This window comes from Streptomyces sp. Y309 (genome assembly GCF_056712025.1).
In genome coordinates this window covers 8,705,326-8,723,225 of sequence record NZ_CM160048.1, presented here as the reverse complement: position 1 = coordinate 8,723,225, position 17,900 = coordinate 8,705,326, and the positions used below count along the sequence as shown (strand labels likewise).

The 17,900-nt window shown below is 70.7% G+C and carries 17 protein-coding genes; 10 read left to right on the top strand and 7 right to left on the bottom strand.

Annotated elements, in window-relative coordinates:
- Window positions 1-54 precede the first annotated feature (54 nt).
- Complete coding sequence (locus tag AC0KTA_RS36830; RefSeq protein WP_481052531.1) at window positions 55-690, top strand: alpha-ketoglutarate-dependent dioxygenase AlkB; 636 nt, start codon at window positions 55-57, stop codon at window positions 688-690.
- Window positions 691-738: 48 nt separating this feature from the next.
- Here AC0KTA_RS36830 and AC0KTA_RS36825 read toward each other — a convergent pair whose 3' ends face one another.
- Window positions 739-1,956: an MFS transporter gene (locus AC0KTA_RS36825; protein WP_481052530.1), complete on the bottom strand. Its 1,218-nt coding sequence runs from the start codon at window positions 1,954-1,956 to the stop codon at window positions 739-741.
- 318 nt (window positions 1,957-2,274) lie between these two features.
- On the opposite strand from AC0KTA_RS36825, the gene metG reads away from it, so the two are divergent.
- Complete coding sequence (gene metG, locus AC0KTA_RS36820; RefSeq protein WP_481052529.1) at window positions 2,275-3,852, top strand: methionine--tRNA ligase; 1,578 nt, start codon at window positions 2,275-2,277, stop codon at window positions 3,850-3,852.
- A gap of 119 nt (window positions 3,853-3,971) precedes the next feature.
- Here metG and AC0KTA_RS36815 read toward each other — a convergent pair whose 3' ends face one another.
- Window positions 3,972-4,757, bottom strand: a complete 786-nt coding sequence (locus AC0KTA_RS36815; protein ID WP_481052528.1) for an NAD(P)-binding domain-containing protein — start codon at window positions 4,755-4,757, stop codon at window positions 3,972-3,974.
- 47 nt (window positions 4,758-4,804) lie between these two features.
- Window positions 4,805-5,794 carry an alpha/beta hydrolase gene (locus AC0KTA_RS36810; protein WP_481052527.1) on the bottom strand — a complete coding sequence of 330 codons (990 nt, stop codon included), beginning with the start codon at window positions 5,792-5,794 and terminating at the stop codon, window positions 4,805-4,807.
- Between the two features lie 75 nt (window positions 5,795-5,869).
- Here AC0KTA_RS36810 and AC0KTA_RS36805 point away from each other — a divergent pair, with 75 nt between their 5' ends.
- Both AC0KTA_RS36805 and AC0KTA_RS36800 read left to right on the top strand, forming a co-directional pair.
- Window positions 5,870-6,457: a TetR/AcrR family transcriptional regulator gene (locus tag AC0KTA_RS36805; RefSeq protein WP_481052526.1), complete on the top strand. Its 588-nt coding sequence runs from the start codon at window positions 5,870-5,872 to the stop codon at window positions 6,455-6,457.
- A 65-nt stretch (window positions 6,458-6,522) separates the two neighbouring features.
- Window positions 6,523-7,275, top strand: a complete 753-nt coding sequence (locus tag AC0KTA_RS36800; protein ID WP_481052525.1) for an HD domain-containing protein — start codon at window positions 6,523-6,525, stop codon at window positions 7,273-7,275.
- On the opposite strand, the gene AC0KTA_RS36795 is transcribed toward AC0KTA_RS36800, so the two are convergent.
- On the bottom strand, window positions 7,257-8,372 hold the full coding sequence (locus AC0KTA_RS36795; RefSeq protein ID WP_481052524.1) for an LLM class flavin-dependent oxidoreductase: 1,116 nt from the start codon (window positions 8,370-8,372) through the stop codon (window positions 7,257-7,259). The two genes, AC0KTA_RS36800 and AC0KTA_RS36795, sit on opposite strands and share 19 nt — an antisense overlap.
- Complete coding sequence (locus tag AC0KTA_RS36790) at window positions 8,372-9,004, bottom strand: SRPBCC family protein (protein WP_481052523.1); 633 nt, start codon at window positions 9,002-9,004, stop codon at window positions 8,372-8,374. The genes AC0KTA_RS36795 and AC0KTA_RS36790 overlap by 1 nt, the downstream gene beginning before the upstream one ends.
- 146 nt (window positions 9,005-9,150) lie before the next feature.
- Here AC0KTA_RS36790 and AC0KTA_RS36785 point away from each other — a divergent pair, with 146 nt between their 5' ends.
- Together AC0KTA_RS36785 and AC0KTA_RS36780 are read left to right on the top strand one after the other, a co-directional pair.
- Window positions 9,151-9,342, top strand: a complete 192-nt coding sequence (locus AC0KTA_RS36785) for an ASCH domain-containing protein (protein ID WP_481052522.1) — start codon at window positions 9,151-9,153, stop codon at window positions 9,340-9,342.
- Window positions 9,343-9,358: 16 nt separating this feature from the next.
- Window positions 9,359-10,507 (top strand): serine hydrolase domain-containing protein, encoded by a 1,149-nt coding sequence (locus AC0KTA_RS36780; RefSeq protein ID WP_481052521.1) that lies wholly within the window; start codon window positions 9,359-9,361, stop codon window positions 10,505-10,507.
- Between the two features lie 30 nt (window positions 10,508-10,537).
- On the opposite strand, the gene AC0KTA_RS36775 is transcribed toward AC0KTA_RS36780, so the two are convergent.
- Both AC0KTA_RS36775 and AC0KTA_RS36770 read right to left on the bottom strand, forming a co-directional pair.
- The gene (locus AC0KTA_RS36775; RefSeq protein ID WP_481052520.1) at window positions 10,538-11,395 is read right to left on the bottom strand and encodes a maleylpyruvate isomerase family mycothiol-dependent enzyme; all 858 of its coding nucleotides are present in this window, start codon (window positions 11,393-11,395) and stop codon (window positions 10,538-10,540) included.
- A 102-nt stretch (window positions 11,396-11,497) separates the two neighbouring features.
- Window positions 11,498-12,730: a GNAT family N-acetyltransferase gene (locus tag AC0KTA_RS36770; protein ID WP_481052519.1), complete on the bottom strand. Its 1,233-nt coding sequence runs from the start codon at window positions 12,728-12,730 to the stop codon at window positions 11,498-11,500.
- Window positions 12,731-13,284: 554 nt separating this feature from the next.
- Here AC0KTA_RS36770 and AC0KTA_RS36765 point away from each other — a divergent pair.
- The 4 genes from AC0KTA_RS36765 to AC0KTA_RS36750 are packed head-to-tail and all read left to right on the top strand — an operon-like array spanning window position 13,285 to window position 17,825.
- Window positions 13,285-15,399: a twitch domain-containing radical SAM protein gene (locus tag AC0KTA_RS36765; RefSeq protein WP_481052518.1), complete on the top strand. Its 2,115-nt coding sequence runs from the start codon at window positions 13,285-13,287 to the stop codon at window positions 15,397-15,399.
- Between the two features lie 33 nt (window positions 15,400-15,432).
- The gene (locus tag AC0KTA_RS36760) at window positions 15,433-16,005 is read left to right on the top strand and encodes a hypothetical protein (protein WP_481052517.1); all 573 of its coding nucleotides are present in this window, start codon (window positions 15,433-15,435) and stop codon (window positions 16,003-16,005) included.
- 6 nt (window positions 16,006-16,011) lie between these two features.
- Window positions 16,012-16,914, top strand: a complete 903-nt coding sequence (locus AC0KTA_RS36755) for a hypothetical protein (protein WP_481052516.1) — start codon at window positions 16,012-16,014, stop codon at window positions 16,912-16,914.
- The gene (locus AC0KTA_RS36750; protein ID WP_481052515.1) at window positions 16,911-17,825 is read left to right on the top strand and encodes a DUF6734 family protein; all 915 of its coding nucleotides are present in this window, start codon (window positions 16,911-16,913) and stop codon (window positions 17,823-17,825) included. The genes AC0KTA_RS36755 and AC0KTA_RS36750 overlap by 4 nt, the downstream gene beginning before the upstream one ends.
- The last annotated feature ends 75 nt before the right edge of the window (window positions 17,826-17,900 follow it).

The following is a 17,900-nucleotide window of genomic DNA, read 5'->3' as shown; positions in this document are numbered from 1 at the left end:
CCGGCTCTGCAGCACTCTTGTGGCCCCGCGCACGGGAGTGGCTACTGTTCGGAGATGTCTGAGACCTCCGGCCAACTCTCCCTCGGCATCGATGTCGCACCCCAGCCGCGGCCGCCCGCCACGGTGCCGGGCCTGCGGTATGCCGCCGACTGGCTCACTCCCGACGCCTGCGAGTCCCTGCTCTCGGACATTGACGCCGCGGCCTGGTCGGCGCAGCTGAAGCGGCGCGTGCAGCACTACGGCCAGCGCTACGACTACGGCCGCCGCAGCGTGGCCGCCGACCAGGGGACAGCCGCGCCACCGCTTCCGGCATGGGCCCAGGACGCGGCCGCCCGTCTGGTGGGAGAGGGCCTGATGGACCGTGAGGCGGAGCAGGTCATCGTCAACGAGTACCAGCCGGGTCAAGGGATCAGCGCCCACGTCGACTGCCTGCCGTGCTTCGGTCCGGTCATCGCCGCGATATCGCTGGGCTCCAGCTGCCTGATGGACTTCACCCATCCCGAGGACGGCACGAAGCTGGCGGTGCCGCTCGCGCCGGGCAGCCTGCTGGTCATGACGGGTCCGGCCCGTTTCACTTGGCGCCATGCCATCGCCGCGCGCAAGAGCGACCCCGGCGTGACCGGGCGGGTCCCCCGCGGACGGCGCGTGTCGGTGACCTTCCGCACGCTGCTGCAGCACACTGGCCGCTGATTCGGAGCGAACCAGGAGTCCCGCGGCGGGAGCGCCTCCCCCTGGGTGTCAGCCCTTGCGGCCGCGCAGTCCCACCGCCACCACCGCGAGCACGGCCGTCAGCCCGCCCAGCACCATGACCGCCGACAGCGAGGCCCCGTCGACCACCACGCCGCCCGCGAGCGCACCGAGCGCGAACGTCGCCTGGAACGAGGCGGTGAACAGCACCGATGCCGCCTCCGGAGCGCGGGGCACCGCCGCGGCGAACCAGGCCTGCGAGCAGACCGGCACGGCCCCGTACGCGATCCCCCAGACCACCAGCAGCACGACCGCCCCGGCCGGCCGGGTCCCGAGGACGGGCAGCAGCAGGGTGGCGACGGCGATCAGACCTGCGGCCCCCGCGAACGCGGCCCGCGGCCGCCGCACCACTGCCGCGCCGCCCATGAAGTTGCCGACGATCCCGGCGGCTCCGTATGCCAGCAGAAACACGGTGACCAGTCCCGGGCCCACGTCCGTCGCCTGCCGCAGGAACGGCGTCACGTACGTGTAGGCGCCGAAGTGCGCCAGGACGACGAGGGCCGTCACGAGCAGGGCCCAGCGGGTGCCGGCGCCATGCAGCGCGTCCCGCAGGACCGACCCGCGCAGTGCCTCTTCCGGCGGCAGCGGGGGGATCACCACGAGCATGACCACCCAGACGCCCACGGACAGAACTCCCAGGGCGACAAAGGCCGTTCGCCACCCCGCGGCGTCGCCCACGAAGGTGCCGACCGGCACGCCGAGCACCGACCCGAGCGGCACCGCCGAGAAGATCACCGCCGTCGCCCGGCCCACCGACTCCCGCGGCACGAGCCGCCCGGCGAGCCCGGCCCCGATCGACCAGAACCCGCCGATGGTGACGCCGACCAGGACGCGGGACACGAGAACGAGCCAGTAGGCGGGAGCCACCGCCACGAGGAAGCTCGCCGCCGCGAGGAGCGCCATGAAGGCGCACAGCATGGTGCGCCGGTCCACGCGGGCCGTGGCCGTGGTCACCAACGGCGCGGACAGCGCGGCGAGGAAGCCGGGCATCGTCATCATCAGCCCGGCCGTCCCGTCCGTGACGCGGAAGCTGTGCCCGATCTCCGGCAGCAGACCGATCGGCAGGATCTCCACGGTGACGATGGCGAAGATGCCCGCGGTGACGGACGCGACGGCGAGCCAACCGAGCAGTGGGGAACGGGGAGTCGAGCGGGCGTGGAGGTGCTCGGCGGCGGGGGTGGCGGGGGTGGTCGTGGAGGCGCGAGGCATGGTTCCGTCCTGGCGGGGTTCGGGTGTATGCCCGTCAGTTCAACAGGAGGGAATGCCTGTGGTCTGGCAGGTAATCGACGCCGTAGTGAGCCCTGCGCGGGCCACGGGAACCCGCGCGGACCGCGAGAAAATGCCCGGCCCGGCCGCCGCCCCCGCTGCTAGCATCGCCGCATGATCACGCCCGAGTTCCGTGTCGCCATGATGCCCCGCCGACGGGGCCGCTGATTCCGGACGCGCGTGTCCGAGGCCCCGAGACGGGGCCTCGTTCCGAACGGCTGCGGAGCCCCGCCTCTCCCCCTGGAGATCCTGGAGGCTCCCATGACCACACCGCCAACCACACGGCCGACCACGCCCCTGCCCCCGGCACCGGCCACGTCACGTACCACGTACGTCACCACGACCATCCCGTACGTCAACGCCCGCCCGCACCTGGGCTTCGCCCTCGAACTCGTCCAGGCGGACGTGCTGGCCCGCCACCGCCGCCACCGCGGCGACCGGGTCCGCTTCCTCACCGGCACGGACGACAACTCCCTGAAGAACGTGCTGGCGGCGGACGCCGAAGGCGTCCCCGTGCAGGACCTGGTGGACCGCAACGCCGAGGCGTTCGCCGCGATGCGCGGCCCGCTCGCCCTGTCCTTCGACGACTTCATCCGCACCAGCCGCGACCCGCGCCACCGTGTCGGCGTGGAGCGGCTGTGGCGGCGCTGCGCCGCCTCCGGTGACCTCTACCGCAAGCATTACGAAGGCCTGTACTGCGTGGGCTGCGAGCAGTTCTACACGCCCGCCGAACTCGTCGACGGACGCTGCGGCGAGCACGGCACCGAGCCTCAACTCGTCGCCGAGGAGAACTGGTTCTTCCGGCTGTCCCGGTACGCGGACCGCCTGCGCGCACTGATCTCCTCCGGCCGGCTGCGCGTCGAACCGGCCGTCCGCCGCAACGAGGTGCTCGCCCTCATCGACAGCGGCCTGCGCGACTTCTCCGTGTCCCGCTCGCACACCCGCGCCCGCGGCTGGGGCATCCCCGTGCCGGACGACCCGGAGCAGGTCGTGTACGTCTGGTGGGACGCCCTCGGCAACTACGTCACCAGCCTCGGCTACGGCACCGACGACCCCGCGTACGACCGGTGGTGGACCGGCAGTACCCGCCGCACCCACCTCGTCGGCAAGGGCGTCGTCCGCTTCCACGCCGTGTACTGGCCGGCCATGCTCCTGTCGGCGGGCCTGCCGCTGCCCACGGACATCCTCGTACACGACTATCTCACCGTCGACGGCCGCAAGATCAGCAAGTCCGCCGGCGCGACGGTCGATCCGGCGGAGCTGGTGGCCGAGTTCGGCACCGACGCGGTGCGCTGGTGGCTGCTGCGGGACGTGCCGCGCGTCGGCGACGCGGACTTCACCCGCGCGCGGCTCGTCGCGCGGGCGAACGCCGACTTCGCCAGCGGGCTCGGAAACCTCGTCAACCGGGTCGTCACCATGGTCCACCGCTTCCGCGCGGGCCGCGTGCCGGAGCGGCGCACAGGGGTGGCCGAGGGCACGGAACGGCTTACGGCCGCCTGTCGTGAGGTGTCCGGACATGTCGACGACGCCCTGGCGGACTTCGACTTCCGGCGGGCGGCGGCCGCCGCCTGGCGGATCGTGGAGGAGGCCGACCGCTGTGTCGACGCCACCCGGCCGTGGGCGCTCGCCAAGGCCGAGCGCGCGGGCGACCGGGAGGCGGGCGAGCGGCTCGACGGGGTACTCACGGCACTGGTCGGCGCGTGCCGCACGCTCGCGGATCAACTCGGGCCCCTCGTACCGGAGTCGGCGGCGCGGGTGGCGGCGCAGTGCGCGGAGGTCGACGGGCGGCTGCCGGTGGCGCGGCCACTGTTCGCGCGGGTCGGTGACGCGGAGGGCTGAGCGGGGGGCTGAACGGGGAGGGCTGAACGGGGTGGCTGCACCGGGGTCCGGGTGTGAGGGCCGGTGCGAGCCTTTCACCCGGTGACCCAGTGCTGATTCAGAGTTGCTTCAGCGCTGCCTCAGAGCCGCCTAAGGTGGGCGAGGAGGTCGTCGAGAGCCTTGTCGAGTGCCTGTGAGTTGGCCGGGTCGAACCATGTGGTGCGGATGCGTTCGTTGTTGCCCTTCGGGGTCTCGTGGTCGGCGGCGAGCTGGTGCAGGGAGCGTGTCTCGTCGCTCAGGGCGCGGCCGACGCCCTGGAAGAGCCCGCGGACGTAGCGGTCGGCGGCCTCGGGGGCGATGCCGTGGCCGACGGCCCACGACGTGAGCGTGGCGAGATACGCGTAGTGGGTGGTCAGCGTCCCCGTCAGCGCGGAGAAGACGTCGAAGGCCGCTTCGTCCGCGACCGGCTGCGCCCCGCCGAGGAGTTCGAAGAGCGCGTCCGTCACCGGGTGGGACGGATACGTCACCGTGACGGAGCGGCGTTCGCGTACGGAAGGCAGCGGGATGGCGCGTACCAGCACGGCGTCGGTGGCGAGTATCCGGCGCAGGTCGTCGTTGGCGACGCCGGACATCACGTTGACCACCGTCTTGTCGTCGTCCACCCGCAGCCCGGCGAGTGCTTCGTTCCGGTCCTGTCCGCGTACGGCGATGATCACCACCTCGGAGCGGTCCACCACGTCCTGGTTGTCGGCGCAGACCTGTACGCCCTCGTAGCGCGAGGAAAGCTCCGCGGCCGTGCGCGCTCCCCTGGGGGACAGGAACACCTCAGGCGGTTCGCCGGGCCCGTCGCACAGGCCCTCCACGAGAGCCCGGCCGATCTCGCCCACCCCTACGATGCCGATGCGCTTCACTCTGTCTTCCTCCATGGTGTGTTGGGGCAATGGTGTGTTGCGGGCATGGTGTCTGTTGGGGGTCACGCGGTGAGTGCGGCCCCGAGGAACTCGAGGATCTCCGCCCGCGCGGCCTCGGCCTGCTGTGCCAGGCCCGGCAAGCTCAGGAACGCGTGCCCCGCTCCGGCGTATTCGGTGAGCCGCGTGGGTGTCCCCGCCTCTTGCAGTCGTTCGGCGTAGCGGCGGCCGTGGTCGGCCAAGGGGTCGTGGGTCGGGACCACCACGAGCGCCGGTGCGAGCTCGTTCAGGTCGTCGGCGTACAGCGGCGAGAGTACGCGAGGGTCGGTTCCCGGTGGCACGGCGAGCCGCTGGAACAGGCGCAGTTGGGGCACGGCCAGGGTCGGGGTGTGGGCGTGCCGGGTGACCGAGGCGTGCTCGAGCATCGTCCCGGTCATATCGGCGGCGGGGTTGACCAGCACCTGTGCCCGCAGGCGCAGGCCGGACTCGCGGGCCCGGATCGCCGCCAGGGCGCTGATCAACCCACCGCAGCTCTCGCCGAAGACGGCGGTCCGCGCCGGGTCGACGCCCCACTGCGCGGCATGCCGCACCACGTGCTGGAGCACGTCCCAGCCGTCGTCGACGGCCGCCGACAGCGGAGTTCCCGGGTCGAGGAGGCGGTGCTCGACCGAGACGACGACCGCGGGCAGTCGGGCGGCGAGATGGCTGTTGACCCAGTCACTCTGCACCGCCGTGCCCACGAAGCTGCCTCCGTGCACATGGAGCACGAGCGGCAGGCCGGTCGGGCCTGCTTCGCCTCGGCCTGCTCCGCCTGGGCCTGCTTCGCTGTCGCGCCCGGCGGCTGGCCGGTACACCCGGACCGGGAGCTCGCGGCCGGGCAGCGCCACCCGCTGCCACCCCACCGCGGCGCCGGGATCCGGTTCGCCGGTGATCGCACGCGCCGCGGCAGACGCGCGAAAGCGGTTCTCCGCGTCGCGGTAGGCGATCAGTTCCTCGGCTGTCATCGCCAGCCAATCCGGCTCCGGCGGCCGCTCCGTGGCAGTGACCTCGCTCATGTCTTCCCCCTCGCCCAGAGTTTCGCGACTTCCGGTATCGATACCTAAGGTAGCGGAAACAGGTATCGTGCGGGTATGACGTCGCACACTTCCTCCAGGCCGCCCGGTCGGCCGCGCGCCGGCCTCAACGCGGCGGTCTTCGCGGCGACGCTGAGCACGGTCGAGGAGCTCGGCTACGCGCGCGCCACCGTGGAGCGCATCGCCGCCGCAGCCGGGGTGGCGAAGTCGACGGTCTATCGGCGCTGGCCGTCGAAGGGCGAACTGATCGTGGACTGCCTCCTGGACGCGTTCGGCCCGGCGCCGCTGGAAAGCGCCGGTCGCGCCGAGCTCATGACCTCGATCATCCACTGGATCGCGGCGAAGATCGCCGAGCCCGGGGTGGGCGACGCGTTCGCCGGTGTGTTCAGTGACGCCGTCAGCGACCCGGCCCTGCGCGAGATCCTGTCCACGCGGTTGCAGGACCCGTACCGGCTCGCGTTCCAGGACGCGCTCGGCGAGCCGGAGCACCGGGTCCTGTTCTTCATCGACGTCGTGGTCGGTGTCCTGCTCCACCGGATGGGCATGACGGGCAGGCCGATGGCCGACGCCGACGTCGCCGCACTGGTCGAGATGGTGCTGCCGCACTTCGCCGACGATCCCGGCCCCGCGGGCTCGGCGGAATAGCTTGGCAGAATAGGTGGGCTTCTCGTCATTGCGGACATCCGTGGGCGGTTCAAGAATCGTCAGTCATGGACGACCACGCATACGAAGAGTTCGACGGGCACGACGAGTCCGACGCATACGAAGAGTTCGACGGACACGCCGAGTTCGACGGATACGACGCATTCCCCTTTCCCCGGACCGACTTGGCCGCGCGGGCGGTGCGCCACGCCCGCTCCCTGGAGTCCCCCGTGATCTTCAACCACAGCCTGCGCACCTACCTCTACGGCCGGTATGCCGGCGAGCGGGACGGGGTGCTGCCCGGCCGCGACTACGACGACGAACTGCTCTTCCTGGGCTGCGTGCTGCACGACGCGGGGCTCAGCGCCGAGGGCGACCGGCAGCAGCGATTCGAGGTGGACGGCGCGGATGTCGCGGCCGAGTTCCTCACCCGTGAGGGCGTGGCGGCCGACCGCGTGGAGGTCGTCTGGGACGCCATCGCGCTGCACACCACGGAGACCATCGCGCTGCGCAAGCGCCCGGAGATCGCGCTGGTGAGCGCCGGGGCGCGGCTGGACGTCGCGGGCAGCCCGAAGGAGCTTCCGGACGGGTACGCCGACCGCGTGCACGCGGTGCTCCCCCGCCTGCACACGGTCCCCGCGCTGCGCGACGCCATCCTCGGCCAGGCCCTCGCCAAGTCCGGCAAGGCGCCGATGTTCACCCTCCCCGGCGAGTTGGTGCGCCAGCGGACGGGGACGGACTGGCCGACGTGGGAACAGGTGACGCAGTCCCCCGGCTGGGGCGACTACGAGGGTTACGAGGGCTACGACCCGTCGGCCTGATACTCGCCCGGCCGGTCTACGACGTCCCGTGCGGGATCCCCGTCCGGCGCCGGATCCATGTCCCGTACGAGGTCGAGGGCCCGGCCCAGCGTGGTGAGGCGCGCGTCGAGGGTGTCACCGGCCGGGTAGAAGCGGACCGTGGTGACACCCGCCGCCCGCCACACCCGCAGCCGTTCGCGCACCATGTCCTCGGTGCCGATGAGCGTCGTCGCGAGGACCATCTCGTCGCTGACCAGGCGCGCGGCACCGTCCCTGTCGCCCGCCTGCCAGCGCTCGCGCACGGCCGCGGCGACGTCGGCCCAGCCCTGGCGGCTGTACGCGTCGTTGTAGAAGTTCGTGGACGCCGAACCCATGCCGCCGAGGCTGAAGGCGAGTTCCTTTTTGCGCCCGGCGACCAGGGCGCGCAGCGCGTCCTCGTCGTCGGCGAACGCCACCTCCGCGCCCTGGCAGATGTCGAGTTCCGCCCGCTGCCTGCCCGCTTCGGCGAGTCCGGCGTCCAGGTGGTCGAAGTAGGCCGCCTGGGCGCCTTCGGGTACGAAGCTGGTGCCGAGCCAGCCGTCGGCGACGCGGCCGGTCAGGCGGAGCATGCGGGGCGAGAGCGTGGCCAGGTAGACGGGCAGGTCGTGCTCGGCGCGCAGGGACAGGCGCATCGGCCTGGCCTCCCCGCCCGGCAGCGGGATGGTGAACTCCCGCCCCTCGTATGCCAGTTTCTCCCCGGAAGCCGCCTGCCGCACGATCTCGACGGTCTCCCGCATCCGGGCCAGCGGCCGGTCGAAGGGGACCCCGTGCAGCCCTTCGACGACCTGCGGCCCGGACGGGCCGAGGCCGAGCAGGAACCGGCCGCCGGAGATGTTGGACAGCGTGATCGCCGCACGGGCGATGGCGACGGGGGTGCGGGTGGCGAGCTGGATGATGCCGGAGCCGAGCAGCATGCGATCGGTCCGGGCCGCCAAGTAGCCGAGCGGGGACGGTGCTTCGGCGCCCCACGCCTCGGCCACCCAGCAGATGTCCATGCCGAGCTTCTCGGCCTCGGTGACGTAGGCGACGGTGTCCTGCCAGTCGCCGCAGGACGCCTCGATGGTGGTGGCGGTACGCATCAGGCGTCACGCTCCGCTCCGGCACCGATGCCGCCTCCGGCACCGGTGCCGCCTCCCGTACGAGTGCCCGTACTCCTAGCGCTGTCGGCGCTGTCGGCACTCTCGGTGCTGTCTGCGCTGTCGGCCGCCGACTCCGCGAGCGCCTTGATGGCCTCGACGGCCGCGCTCATCCCCCGCTCCAGCTCCCGCATCCGTACGAAGACGATCTTCTGTTCCTTCTCCGGCATCCGCTCGATCGCGAGCGAGACCCCGGACCGGGCCGGGCCCATCCGCATCCAGTGCGAGAGCTCGGTGCCGCCGTCGCGCTCCCGCAGGCTGAACCGCCAGGTGGCGGTGGGGTGTTCGGGATCGGTCACCGCCCACACGAAGACGCGCGGCGCCTCGCACTCGACCACGTGGGACACGGTGGTCCACTCGCCGAACGCCTCGTGCTTGTTGTGCCCGGCGAAGCACGCCCCGCACACGGGGGCGACGGCTCCGTCCAGCCATTCCACGGCCTGCAGCTCTTCGCTCCGCTCCGGCATCCGCGCGATGTCGCTCGCGATGGCCCACACCCGCTGGGGCGGCGCGTCGATCCAGGTGCGCACCTCGACGGTCGGCCCCTCCGCGTAACGTACCCCTGTCCACTCCATGACCAGCAGAGTTGCTCAACTGTACTTACGTGTCAAGGAGTTGTCGGCCCGGCACCTCTAAGGTCGGCCACGACACCCGCCGAACCGGCGCCTCGGTGTCGGCGCCGACGGACCCGCGGGTGAGGTGAGGGGAAGGGCGGAGGACGATGTGGCCGCGAGTCAACGGAATGATGGCCTTCTCCGAGGTGACCTGGGCCCATGCCGACGCCAAGGGCGAGGGTTTCACCTCCCTCGCCGGCTGGCGTGCGGGACACCGGCGTTACTGGGCGGACCAGGGGACACCGGTCACGGACGACACGCTCGTGGTGTGCCTGGCCTTCCGGGCGGTGCGGCCTTGAGTGCCATCATGCCCGGGTGAGTCGCGACGAGAGTGCGGATGTGCGGGCCCGGGTCGACAGCCTCCTCCAGGGGCTCGTGGAGTCCGGCGCGGAGAGCGGCCTGCAAGTCGCCGCGTACGTGGGCGGGGAGCAGATCGTCGACTCCTGCGCGGGCACGTACGCCCCGTCCGGGGATCGGACGCCGGGGCCCGGCGCCCCTCTCCCGCTCGCGCCCGACACCCTGGTCCACGGCTTCTCCATCGGCAAGGGCTTCATGGCCACGCTCGTGCACGTACTCGCCGAGCGGGGCCTGCTCGACTACGACACCCCGATCGCCCACTACTGGCCGGAGTTCGGCGCCCACGGCAAGGACCGGGCCACCGTCCGCCACGCCCTGACCCACACGATCGGGATCCCACAGCTCCCGCCCGGCATCACCCCGGCCGAGCTGTGCGACTGGGACACCATGTGCGCGCTCGTCGCGGACCAGAAGCCGCTGTGGGAGCCGGGATCGGACAGCGGCTACCACGGCTGGACCTTCGGCTGGATCCTCGGCGAGCCGGTACGCCGCGTCACCGGCCTGACTCCGGCCAGTGCGCTGCGTACGTACGTGACGGAGCCGCTCGGCGTGGCGGACGAGCTGTACTTCGGCGTTCCCGAAGCGGAACTGCCCCGCGTCGCACCGCTCGTGGAGGGCAACTGGGCGGCCTGGCTGGAGAATCTGCCCCCGCCCGTGCCCTTCCGCCGCCTCGTCGCACCGAACCGGAGCGTGTGGACCACCGCCGAACTGGCCAACCGCCGCGGCTTCCTGCTCGCCGACGTCCCGGCGGGCGGCACCACGACCGCCCGCGCCGCCGCGCGGATGTACGCCGCGCTCCTGGGTGAGGTCGACGGCGTACGGCTGATCTCACCGGAGCGCCTGGAGCAGGCCACCGCGGTCGCGGTCCAGGGCAAGGACCAGATGCTGCTCGGCCGGTTCACCAAGGGCCTCGGCTACTTCTTGGGGCTGCCCGACATGGGCGGCGAGCGAACGGCTTTCGGTCACCACGGCAGCGGCGGCAGCATCGCCTTCGCCGACCGCGAGCGCGGCCTGTCCTTCGCGCTCACCCGCACGCGTCTGGTGGGCGGCGAGGCGGACCGGGCGGCGCGGCTTGCGGCGGACGAGATCCGGTCCCACCTTGCCTAGGCACCCCCGCCACCTAGCGCCGCCCAGCAGTCAGTAGACGATCGACACGATCCGGCAAGCGGCTTCGGCCAGTTCACGGTCGCCGTCGACGCGGGCGCGGGCCAGCGCGTCGGCCGGCTGGATGCCGCGCGTGCACAGGCGCCAGGCGGTCTCCGTGTCCAGGCTGAGCAGCGCCGCCGGACGCCCGGTGTCCGGTTGGGCCAGCGACCAGCGATCCCCGGTGGCCGTGGCTGTCCAGCTGCCGCCCGCCGCCCCGTCGATCCGCACCTGGATCTGCGTGCCGAGGGGTGCGTCCACCTCGCGCAGCGTGTGCGGCAGGGCCCGCATGAACGTGTCGAGGACCACGGCCAGGAACCGCGGATCGGGGTCGGTGTCCTGGCCGATGGCGTGGCGGATCTGCTGGCGATGCGCCCAGAACTCGGTGAAGTCGCGGGCACTGTCCAGCCACATCGGTGCCGGGTCGACACCGGCCCAGGACACACCCAGCGACGGGGATCCGAGGTCGGTCGCCTCGAAGAACCGGGCGGTCTGCCCGCCGATCAGGTCCAGGGTGTCGGTGAGCGCGGCCGGGCTCACGCGGGAGAATGCGTCCACCCACTCCTGGTTGATGCGGTGGATGAACGCCTCCAGGGTCTCCCCCGGCGCGAAGGCGGGCCCCGCACCGTGGCCGTCGCGGTCACGGGCAAGGCGCCCATAGCAGTCGCCCAGCACATGGGCGGCGAGATCCCGCACGGTCCAGCCCGGCACCGCGGTCACACCCCAGTCGGCGGGCGCCAGGCCGCGCAGGGTCGCCATCAGCGCGGCGTGTTCCAGAGCGAACAGAGGGCGGGCGTCGATCGGGGTACCGAGCCAGGAATGGCCCGGTACGTCATTGAGCTGGGAGTTCATCACCCAAGCCTGCCAACCACGTACTCGGTTGACCACCGAATATCCCCCTTTGGGCCGCTCGCGCCGCAAGTCGGCCCGACCCGTCCAGGCTTGCGAGCGCGGTCAGAACCAGTGCAGGCAGTGCGGGGAGCGCTCGGCGCGGAAGAGGGCGTCCGCGAGGGCGGCCGCGCCCGGGCGGTGGGCCCGGATGTGTCCGGCCCGAACGAGCGTGCTCGGGGCGGTGCCGCCGAGGCAGACCGAGCCCAGGTCGCTCACGTCCAGCGACAGGTCGGGCTCCCGGTCCGTGGGGACACAGTCGGCCTTGCTGTCCCGGACGGTCAGCAGATAGCGGCCGCGCTCGCCAAGGAACGGGTCCTCGACGTCGAGGACGAGCTCGCCGTCCATGAACCAGCCGCGCGCGGTCAGCGCACGCGGGACGTCAAGCAGCCGCACCCAGAGCCAGTCGGTGTCACCGCTCACCTCACCGGCGCGGAAGTCCGCGAACTGCCAGCGCAGCGGGTGCCCGGGCGGGACATGCTTGAACACGACGCGAGAGACCAGGTCGTGTCCGAATACGAACCGGGCCAGCGCCGCGAAGACGGCGTCGTCGGTGGCAACGGTCTCGTCGACCGTCAAGGTCTGGGGCTCGCCGATCGAGTAGCTGGCGTACCCGTCCGGGACGCCGTCGCGGTCCCGGTGCACGGCGATGTAGCGCGGCGCCGGCGAGATCGGGGGCTGGCCCGCGCGCAAGGCCCACCAGCGGTGCGGCCGGGACAACGCGCCCGGCTGGACGCGGCGGTACCGGTCGTAGACCTCCTCCAGAATCTCGCCGCACTCGGCACGACGCAGCACCTCGACCGAGCCGGTGTCCGAGCCGATCGCCGGCGCGTCGGCCACTGTTCGCGCCCGGGGAACGGCGAAGGCAGCCTGGTGGCGCGGCACCGTCAGCTGCGCCGTGTACGTCGCAGGACCGTAGCCGAACCTGCCGTAGATCGGGGCCTCCGAGGCCAGCAGCACGGCCAGGAACTCCCCGCGGGCCCGCAGCCCGGCGAGCTGATGCCGCATCATCGCGCTGAGCACGCCCCGGCGCCGGTGCGAGGGCAGGACGCCGACGGCGGTCACCCCCGCGGCCGGGACGAGGGTCTCACCGGGCAGGGTGAGCTCGAAGGAGTGCGCGGCGGCGGTGCCGACAGGCCGCCCGTCCGCCGTCAGCGCGAGCAGGCAGCGGTCCACTTCGAGCGCCGACCACCACAGCCCGCCGCCCTCGACCGGGGTTTCCGGGAAGCGCCCGAACGCGGCATGCACTGTGTCGACGAAGACGTCAAAGTCCTCATCGGTCGTGGAACGAATCTCCATTGCCGCCACTGCCTCCTCGACATACCGGCACCACAACTCGTGGTGTCCGGCCACAGTGCAGCGTTGCCCCGCGGCCAGGGCAAGCGAATTACGCCAGGGCCCGCGGCCGGTCACAGCACAGCCCGATCCCAACCCGGCGCCGGAAGGTCAGTCGCGGTGGTTGGGCTCGGAGGGTGGTTCCCTCCGCCGACCTCCGGCATGACCGCCCCTCACCCACCCCTGCCGTAGCAAGCCCCACCGATAGCTGGCTGGTGGCTCACCAGGCCGCGCACGTGGACTACAAGGTGTCGCCGCGGCCGTGCCGCCCGGCCTGCCCGGAGCCCCCGAACCAGAAACGGACCCCATGCTGTGGTGACCCTGGCCCAGGCCCTCCGCATCGGCGTGATGGGCACGCACTCCACCAGCGAGACCCAGCTCTTCGCCCGCGAGGGAAGCGGGATACTTATGCCGCGTGCCGCGATAATCGCATACCTGAATAGCACTCCTGTTCCCAATGCTTCCGAATAGGAAACGAGCCATTTCGGACGTAAAAATTGTGCACTGAGGATCAGCGAGTGCGGGACGAGAACAGTCATCTCCCAGGCGCTGCCCACGAGTTAGGCAGCGAATCTGCTCGCCCTTGTGGCGCGCGGTATGGCCGGTCTTCAACTATGGATACTTATTCCCCATGGCGGACTCCCGGATTCCTCCGAGAGAATGCCGTACGACGAGGCTGGTTCGGTTTCCCCGGCCGACCGCTGACGTTCTTCATCCGCTACCCGCCGGGAGCCGTGATGAATCAGAAGCCCGAGAACAGGACTCCGCTCTGCATCGCCCCCTTCGTCTCGCTGGCCATCTGGGCCGATGGCGAGTCGGTCATCTGCTGCGAGGACAAGGGGCCGCAGGCCGGTCGTCTGGGCTTGGTCGACGACGTGTCCGGGCTTGTCAACAGTGAAAAGATGCGTCTCGCCCGCCGGCAGTTCATGCGCGGTGAGGTGCCGGAGGGCTGCCGCGCATGCCTCGACGAGGCAACGCGCCAGCCGACGGTCCACAACTACTACGAGGAAAAATTCCGCTGGCGGGATGTCGCGGAGGCCTACGACGAGACGACCGGCGACGTCAGTCGGACGCAGTATCTGTTGATCGCCCTCAGCAACCTCTGCACCTACAGCTGCCGGATGTGCTTCGACAAGCTCAGCACACGGCTGAATTCGGATCGCCACCGAATGCTGGGCGTGGAGCCGGTCGGGTACCGGCGCAATGACATCGACAAGGTCATCAGCTTCATCCGGGCGAACCCGATCCGTATCGTCACGTTCCACGGGGGCAATCCCATCAACGAGCCCCGTTTCCTGGACGTGCTCAGCGAGCTGTCGAACGACGTGTCCGTGGAGATCATTTCGAACGGTTCCACGCTGACCTCGGGAAAGGTCGACATCCGCCCGCACCTGTCGCGATTCCGGCACGTTCATTTCAACATCAGCCTCGACGGCACGCGGCGGACGACAGAATACGTGCGCATGCACAGCGACTTCGACGACGTGTTCCGCCACTTCACGGAGATCAAGTCCCTGCCCAACACGACCGTCAACCTGCACAACACGATCACCAACCTCAACCTGTTCGACCTGCCCGCGTACTACGCGATGGTCCTGTCGGGGGAGTTCGCCGACGCCGACTCGATTTCCAGCTACATCGCCACGGTGCCGGCGGTCCACCGGATCTCCACGCTGCCGCCCGAGCTCCGGCAGTTGGCGCGCGAGCGCATCGAGGGCTTTCTGCGCGCGCTGGGCGACGCGGGTGGGGCGACACCGTCGGACGCGTTCGACTTCAAGGCGAACAACGCGCGGGCGTACGCGCGAAACGTCCTCCACCGGATCGACTCGGTTCCCTATTCCCCGAGCCTCTTCGCCGAGTTCCTGGATCTGACCCGGAGGACCGACGCGTTCTACGGCGTCGATCCGCTGCCGGAGTACAGCGATTACCTCACGCCCGGCGCGTCCGGCTCGTCGGGGCCGCCCCGGCCGAGGTCCGCACCCTCACCCTCATCCGCTTCCCAGCCTGTCGCTCCCGATCCGGTGGCGGCGAAGGGAGTCGTCGTGTCGCACAATGCCCCCGAGCCCGCCGAAGGCCCCGAGGCCCTCGCGGGCCCCTGCCCCTACGTCGGCCAGCGCGGATTCCGGGTGTCCGAGTGCATTTTCGCCTGGAACGCCGCGTACTTCCAGAACTGCACCGCCGTCACGGTACGGATCCAGCTCAACCCCGACGCGGGGATCCCGCCCGCCACGATGGCGACGCTGCGCCAGACGTGGGAGACCGGCATCGAGAACAAGTGGAGCAACCACTTCGTCTGCGCCGGGCCCTACGGCAGCTCTGTCATCACTGTTGACGTGCAGTGGGTGACCTCCAGCCCGCACCACGTCGTCCGGGTGCGCCAAGGCCCTGCCCAGACCGACATGACGACGTGGGACACGTCCGACAGCGGCGACGTCGCCGCGCACGAGTTCGGCCACATGCTCGGCAATCCGGACGAGTACTCCGACACCCGCTGCCCGAGCCGCAACCCCGTCAACACGGGAACGGTCATGGACAACAACACCGGACCGGCGCTGCAGCGCCACGTCAACCGGATCTGTGTCTCGGCGCCGCTCGCGGCCGAGGTCTTCTCGATCGGCCTGGATCTCATCTAGGCCCGACCGCTTCACGACGAGGACGAGGACGACATGAGGGTAACCATCGAATCCTTTACGCGGCCCGACGTCGAGCGCATGAAGGCCGCGGTCGCACGGCTGGCCGGCGGGCCGAAGGGCGATCAAGAGGGCGCTGCCGCCGACGACGTGACGATCGACCTGTACATCTCCGGCGGCTGCCCGGGACAGCGGGTCGATTTCCGGGCTTCGGTCCCTTCCGGGGGCGAGGCCGAGGTGACCCAGGTGGACGAGCTGCGGGACGTCGACGAACGGTTCTCGGAGGCGATTCGCCCCGAGGAACTGGCGGCCCTGGCTCGGCACTTGGACGTCGAGTCCCTGATGGAGCTCCCGTCGAACGCGGACGAGGGGTACGTTCCAGACTCGCTCGTCGGTTCGGTCGCCATCACGTCGGCGAACGCCCGGATCACGTTGTGGTTCCCGGTCGAGGACGAGGATCCTCCGGAGGGCGACGAGGTGGCGATGAGGATCGACCGGGGGCAGGTCCCGTTCGTGCTGCGCGCCTCGATGGTTCCCCCGAGCGTCCGCCCGGCCTTGGCCCAGTTGGCAGAGGTCGTCAACCGGCTCACCGGCCGCCCGCAGCTCTGACGCCGGATGAAGGCCATCCACGTCAACTCCACCTTGCCGTCCGTGCCGTACCTGGGGCGGCTGAAGGGCCCCGACGGCTACGAGGTGGAGGACTTCGAACTCCTCACGACCATCCTCTCGGCGGCCGCCTGGCGCCGCTTCAACGGCCCGATCAAGCTGTACACCGACCGTGTCGGGGAGGCGTACTACCGGCGCCTCGGCATGACGGAACTGTGGGAGGGCGGAATCGACACGGACGTGCTGGAATCGCTGCCCGCCTCCATCAACCACGACGTGTTCTGGACGGCCGGACGCGTCGCGGCCCTCCGGGCAGAGGCGGCACCCTTCGTCTCGCTGGACACGGACCTCGTCGTCTGGGGAGCGCTCGACACCCTGATCACCTCGGAGTTCATGGCACTGCACCAGGAACCCCTGCACCACGGTGTGTACCGACCCCGGTGCGAGTTGAGCACGCCCACGGGTTACGTCTGGGAGGAGTGGGACTGGGAGGCGCCCCCGTGCAACGCCTCGCTGACGTACTACGCGGCCGACCGGCTCACCGAGACGTTCCATGACAAGGCGATGGAGTTCATCCTGGGGAACCCGATCCGGCAGGAGGCCGAGAGCCGTCTGCCGGTCCACGACGTGTTCGTGGCCCAGCGGCTGCTGCCGATGTGCGCGCTGAGACTGGGGGTGCGACCGGCGTACTTCCTCGACTGGCCCAGGCCCGAGCTCAACAGCGAGACGATGGCCGACGGTGCGAGGAACCGACTGGTCACCCACGTCTGGGCGTACAAGGACGCGCTCAAGAGCGACCCGGACTGCCGGGAGTCATTCTGTCGGCGGTGCGTGACCCGGATCCGCCGCGACTACCCCGAACTCGTAGGAATGCTGCGTCACATGCCCAGCATCCGGCAGTACCTGTCGTGAAGGCGATCCACGTCGTTTCCACCCGGCCGACCACGAATTACTACGTCTCGCGGGCCAAAGGCTCCCCCTACCGGCAGGAGGACTTCGAGGTCCTCACGACCGTCCTGTCGGCCCTGGAGTGGCGTCGGCACAACGGAGTGATCCGGCTCTATACGGATCCTGCGGGCCAGGAGTTCTACGACCGGCTCGGACTTCTGGACCTCTGGGACGGCGGGGTCGATGCCCGACTCCTGGAGTCGGCGTCTCAGACGATCAACGGCGGCGTCTTCTGGTCCTTCGGGAAGATCGTGGCTCTGCGGCAGGAGACAGCGCCGTGCTGCGTCATGGACATCGACCTCATCGTCTGGGACGGCATCCGGCAGCTCGTCACCGCGGAAGTGATGAGCCTGCACGAGGAGTCACTCGGCTTCGCCGCCTACGTCGGCCGGGACCGCCTCGTCGCACCACCCGGATTCGACTGGAGCGGCCTCGACTGGTCGGTCGCTCCTTGCAGCGCCGCGCTGCTTCTCTTCACCAAAGACGCGTTCAAGGATGAATACGCCGACCGGGCGCTGTCGTTCATGGCGGGCAACCCCGTCCGGTCGGAGCCCGACGGGTCGGTGCCCGCACACCCGATCTTCGCGGAGCAGCGGCTGCTGCCCATGTGCGCCAAGGCGAGCGGCGTGCGCATCGGTTCGTTCCTTCGTGACTACACGGGGGCCGAGCTGTGGTCCGGACGGAAGAACACGACATTCACCCACCTGTGGAACGCGAAGTCCCTCCTGCACAACGACCCTGGGAAGAGAAGGGAACTCTGCGCACGGTACGCCCGCAGAGTGCGACGGGACTACCCGCAAGTCGCGAAGGTACTCGCGAGGTCCGAGCTCCTGCGGGAACACTTTCGAATGGCTGACGGCCTGCCGCACCCGTAGCACCGGGGCCACCGGACTGCGCACCGGCACGGCGGTCGCTGCCACCGGCGTGAGCCGGTGCGGCCGGCCTCAGCA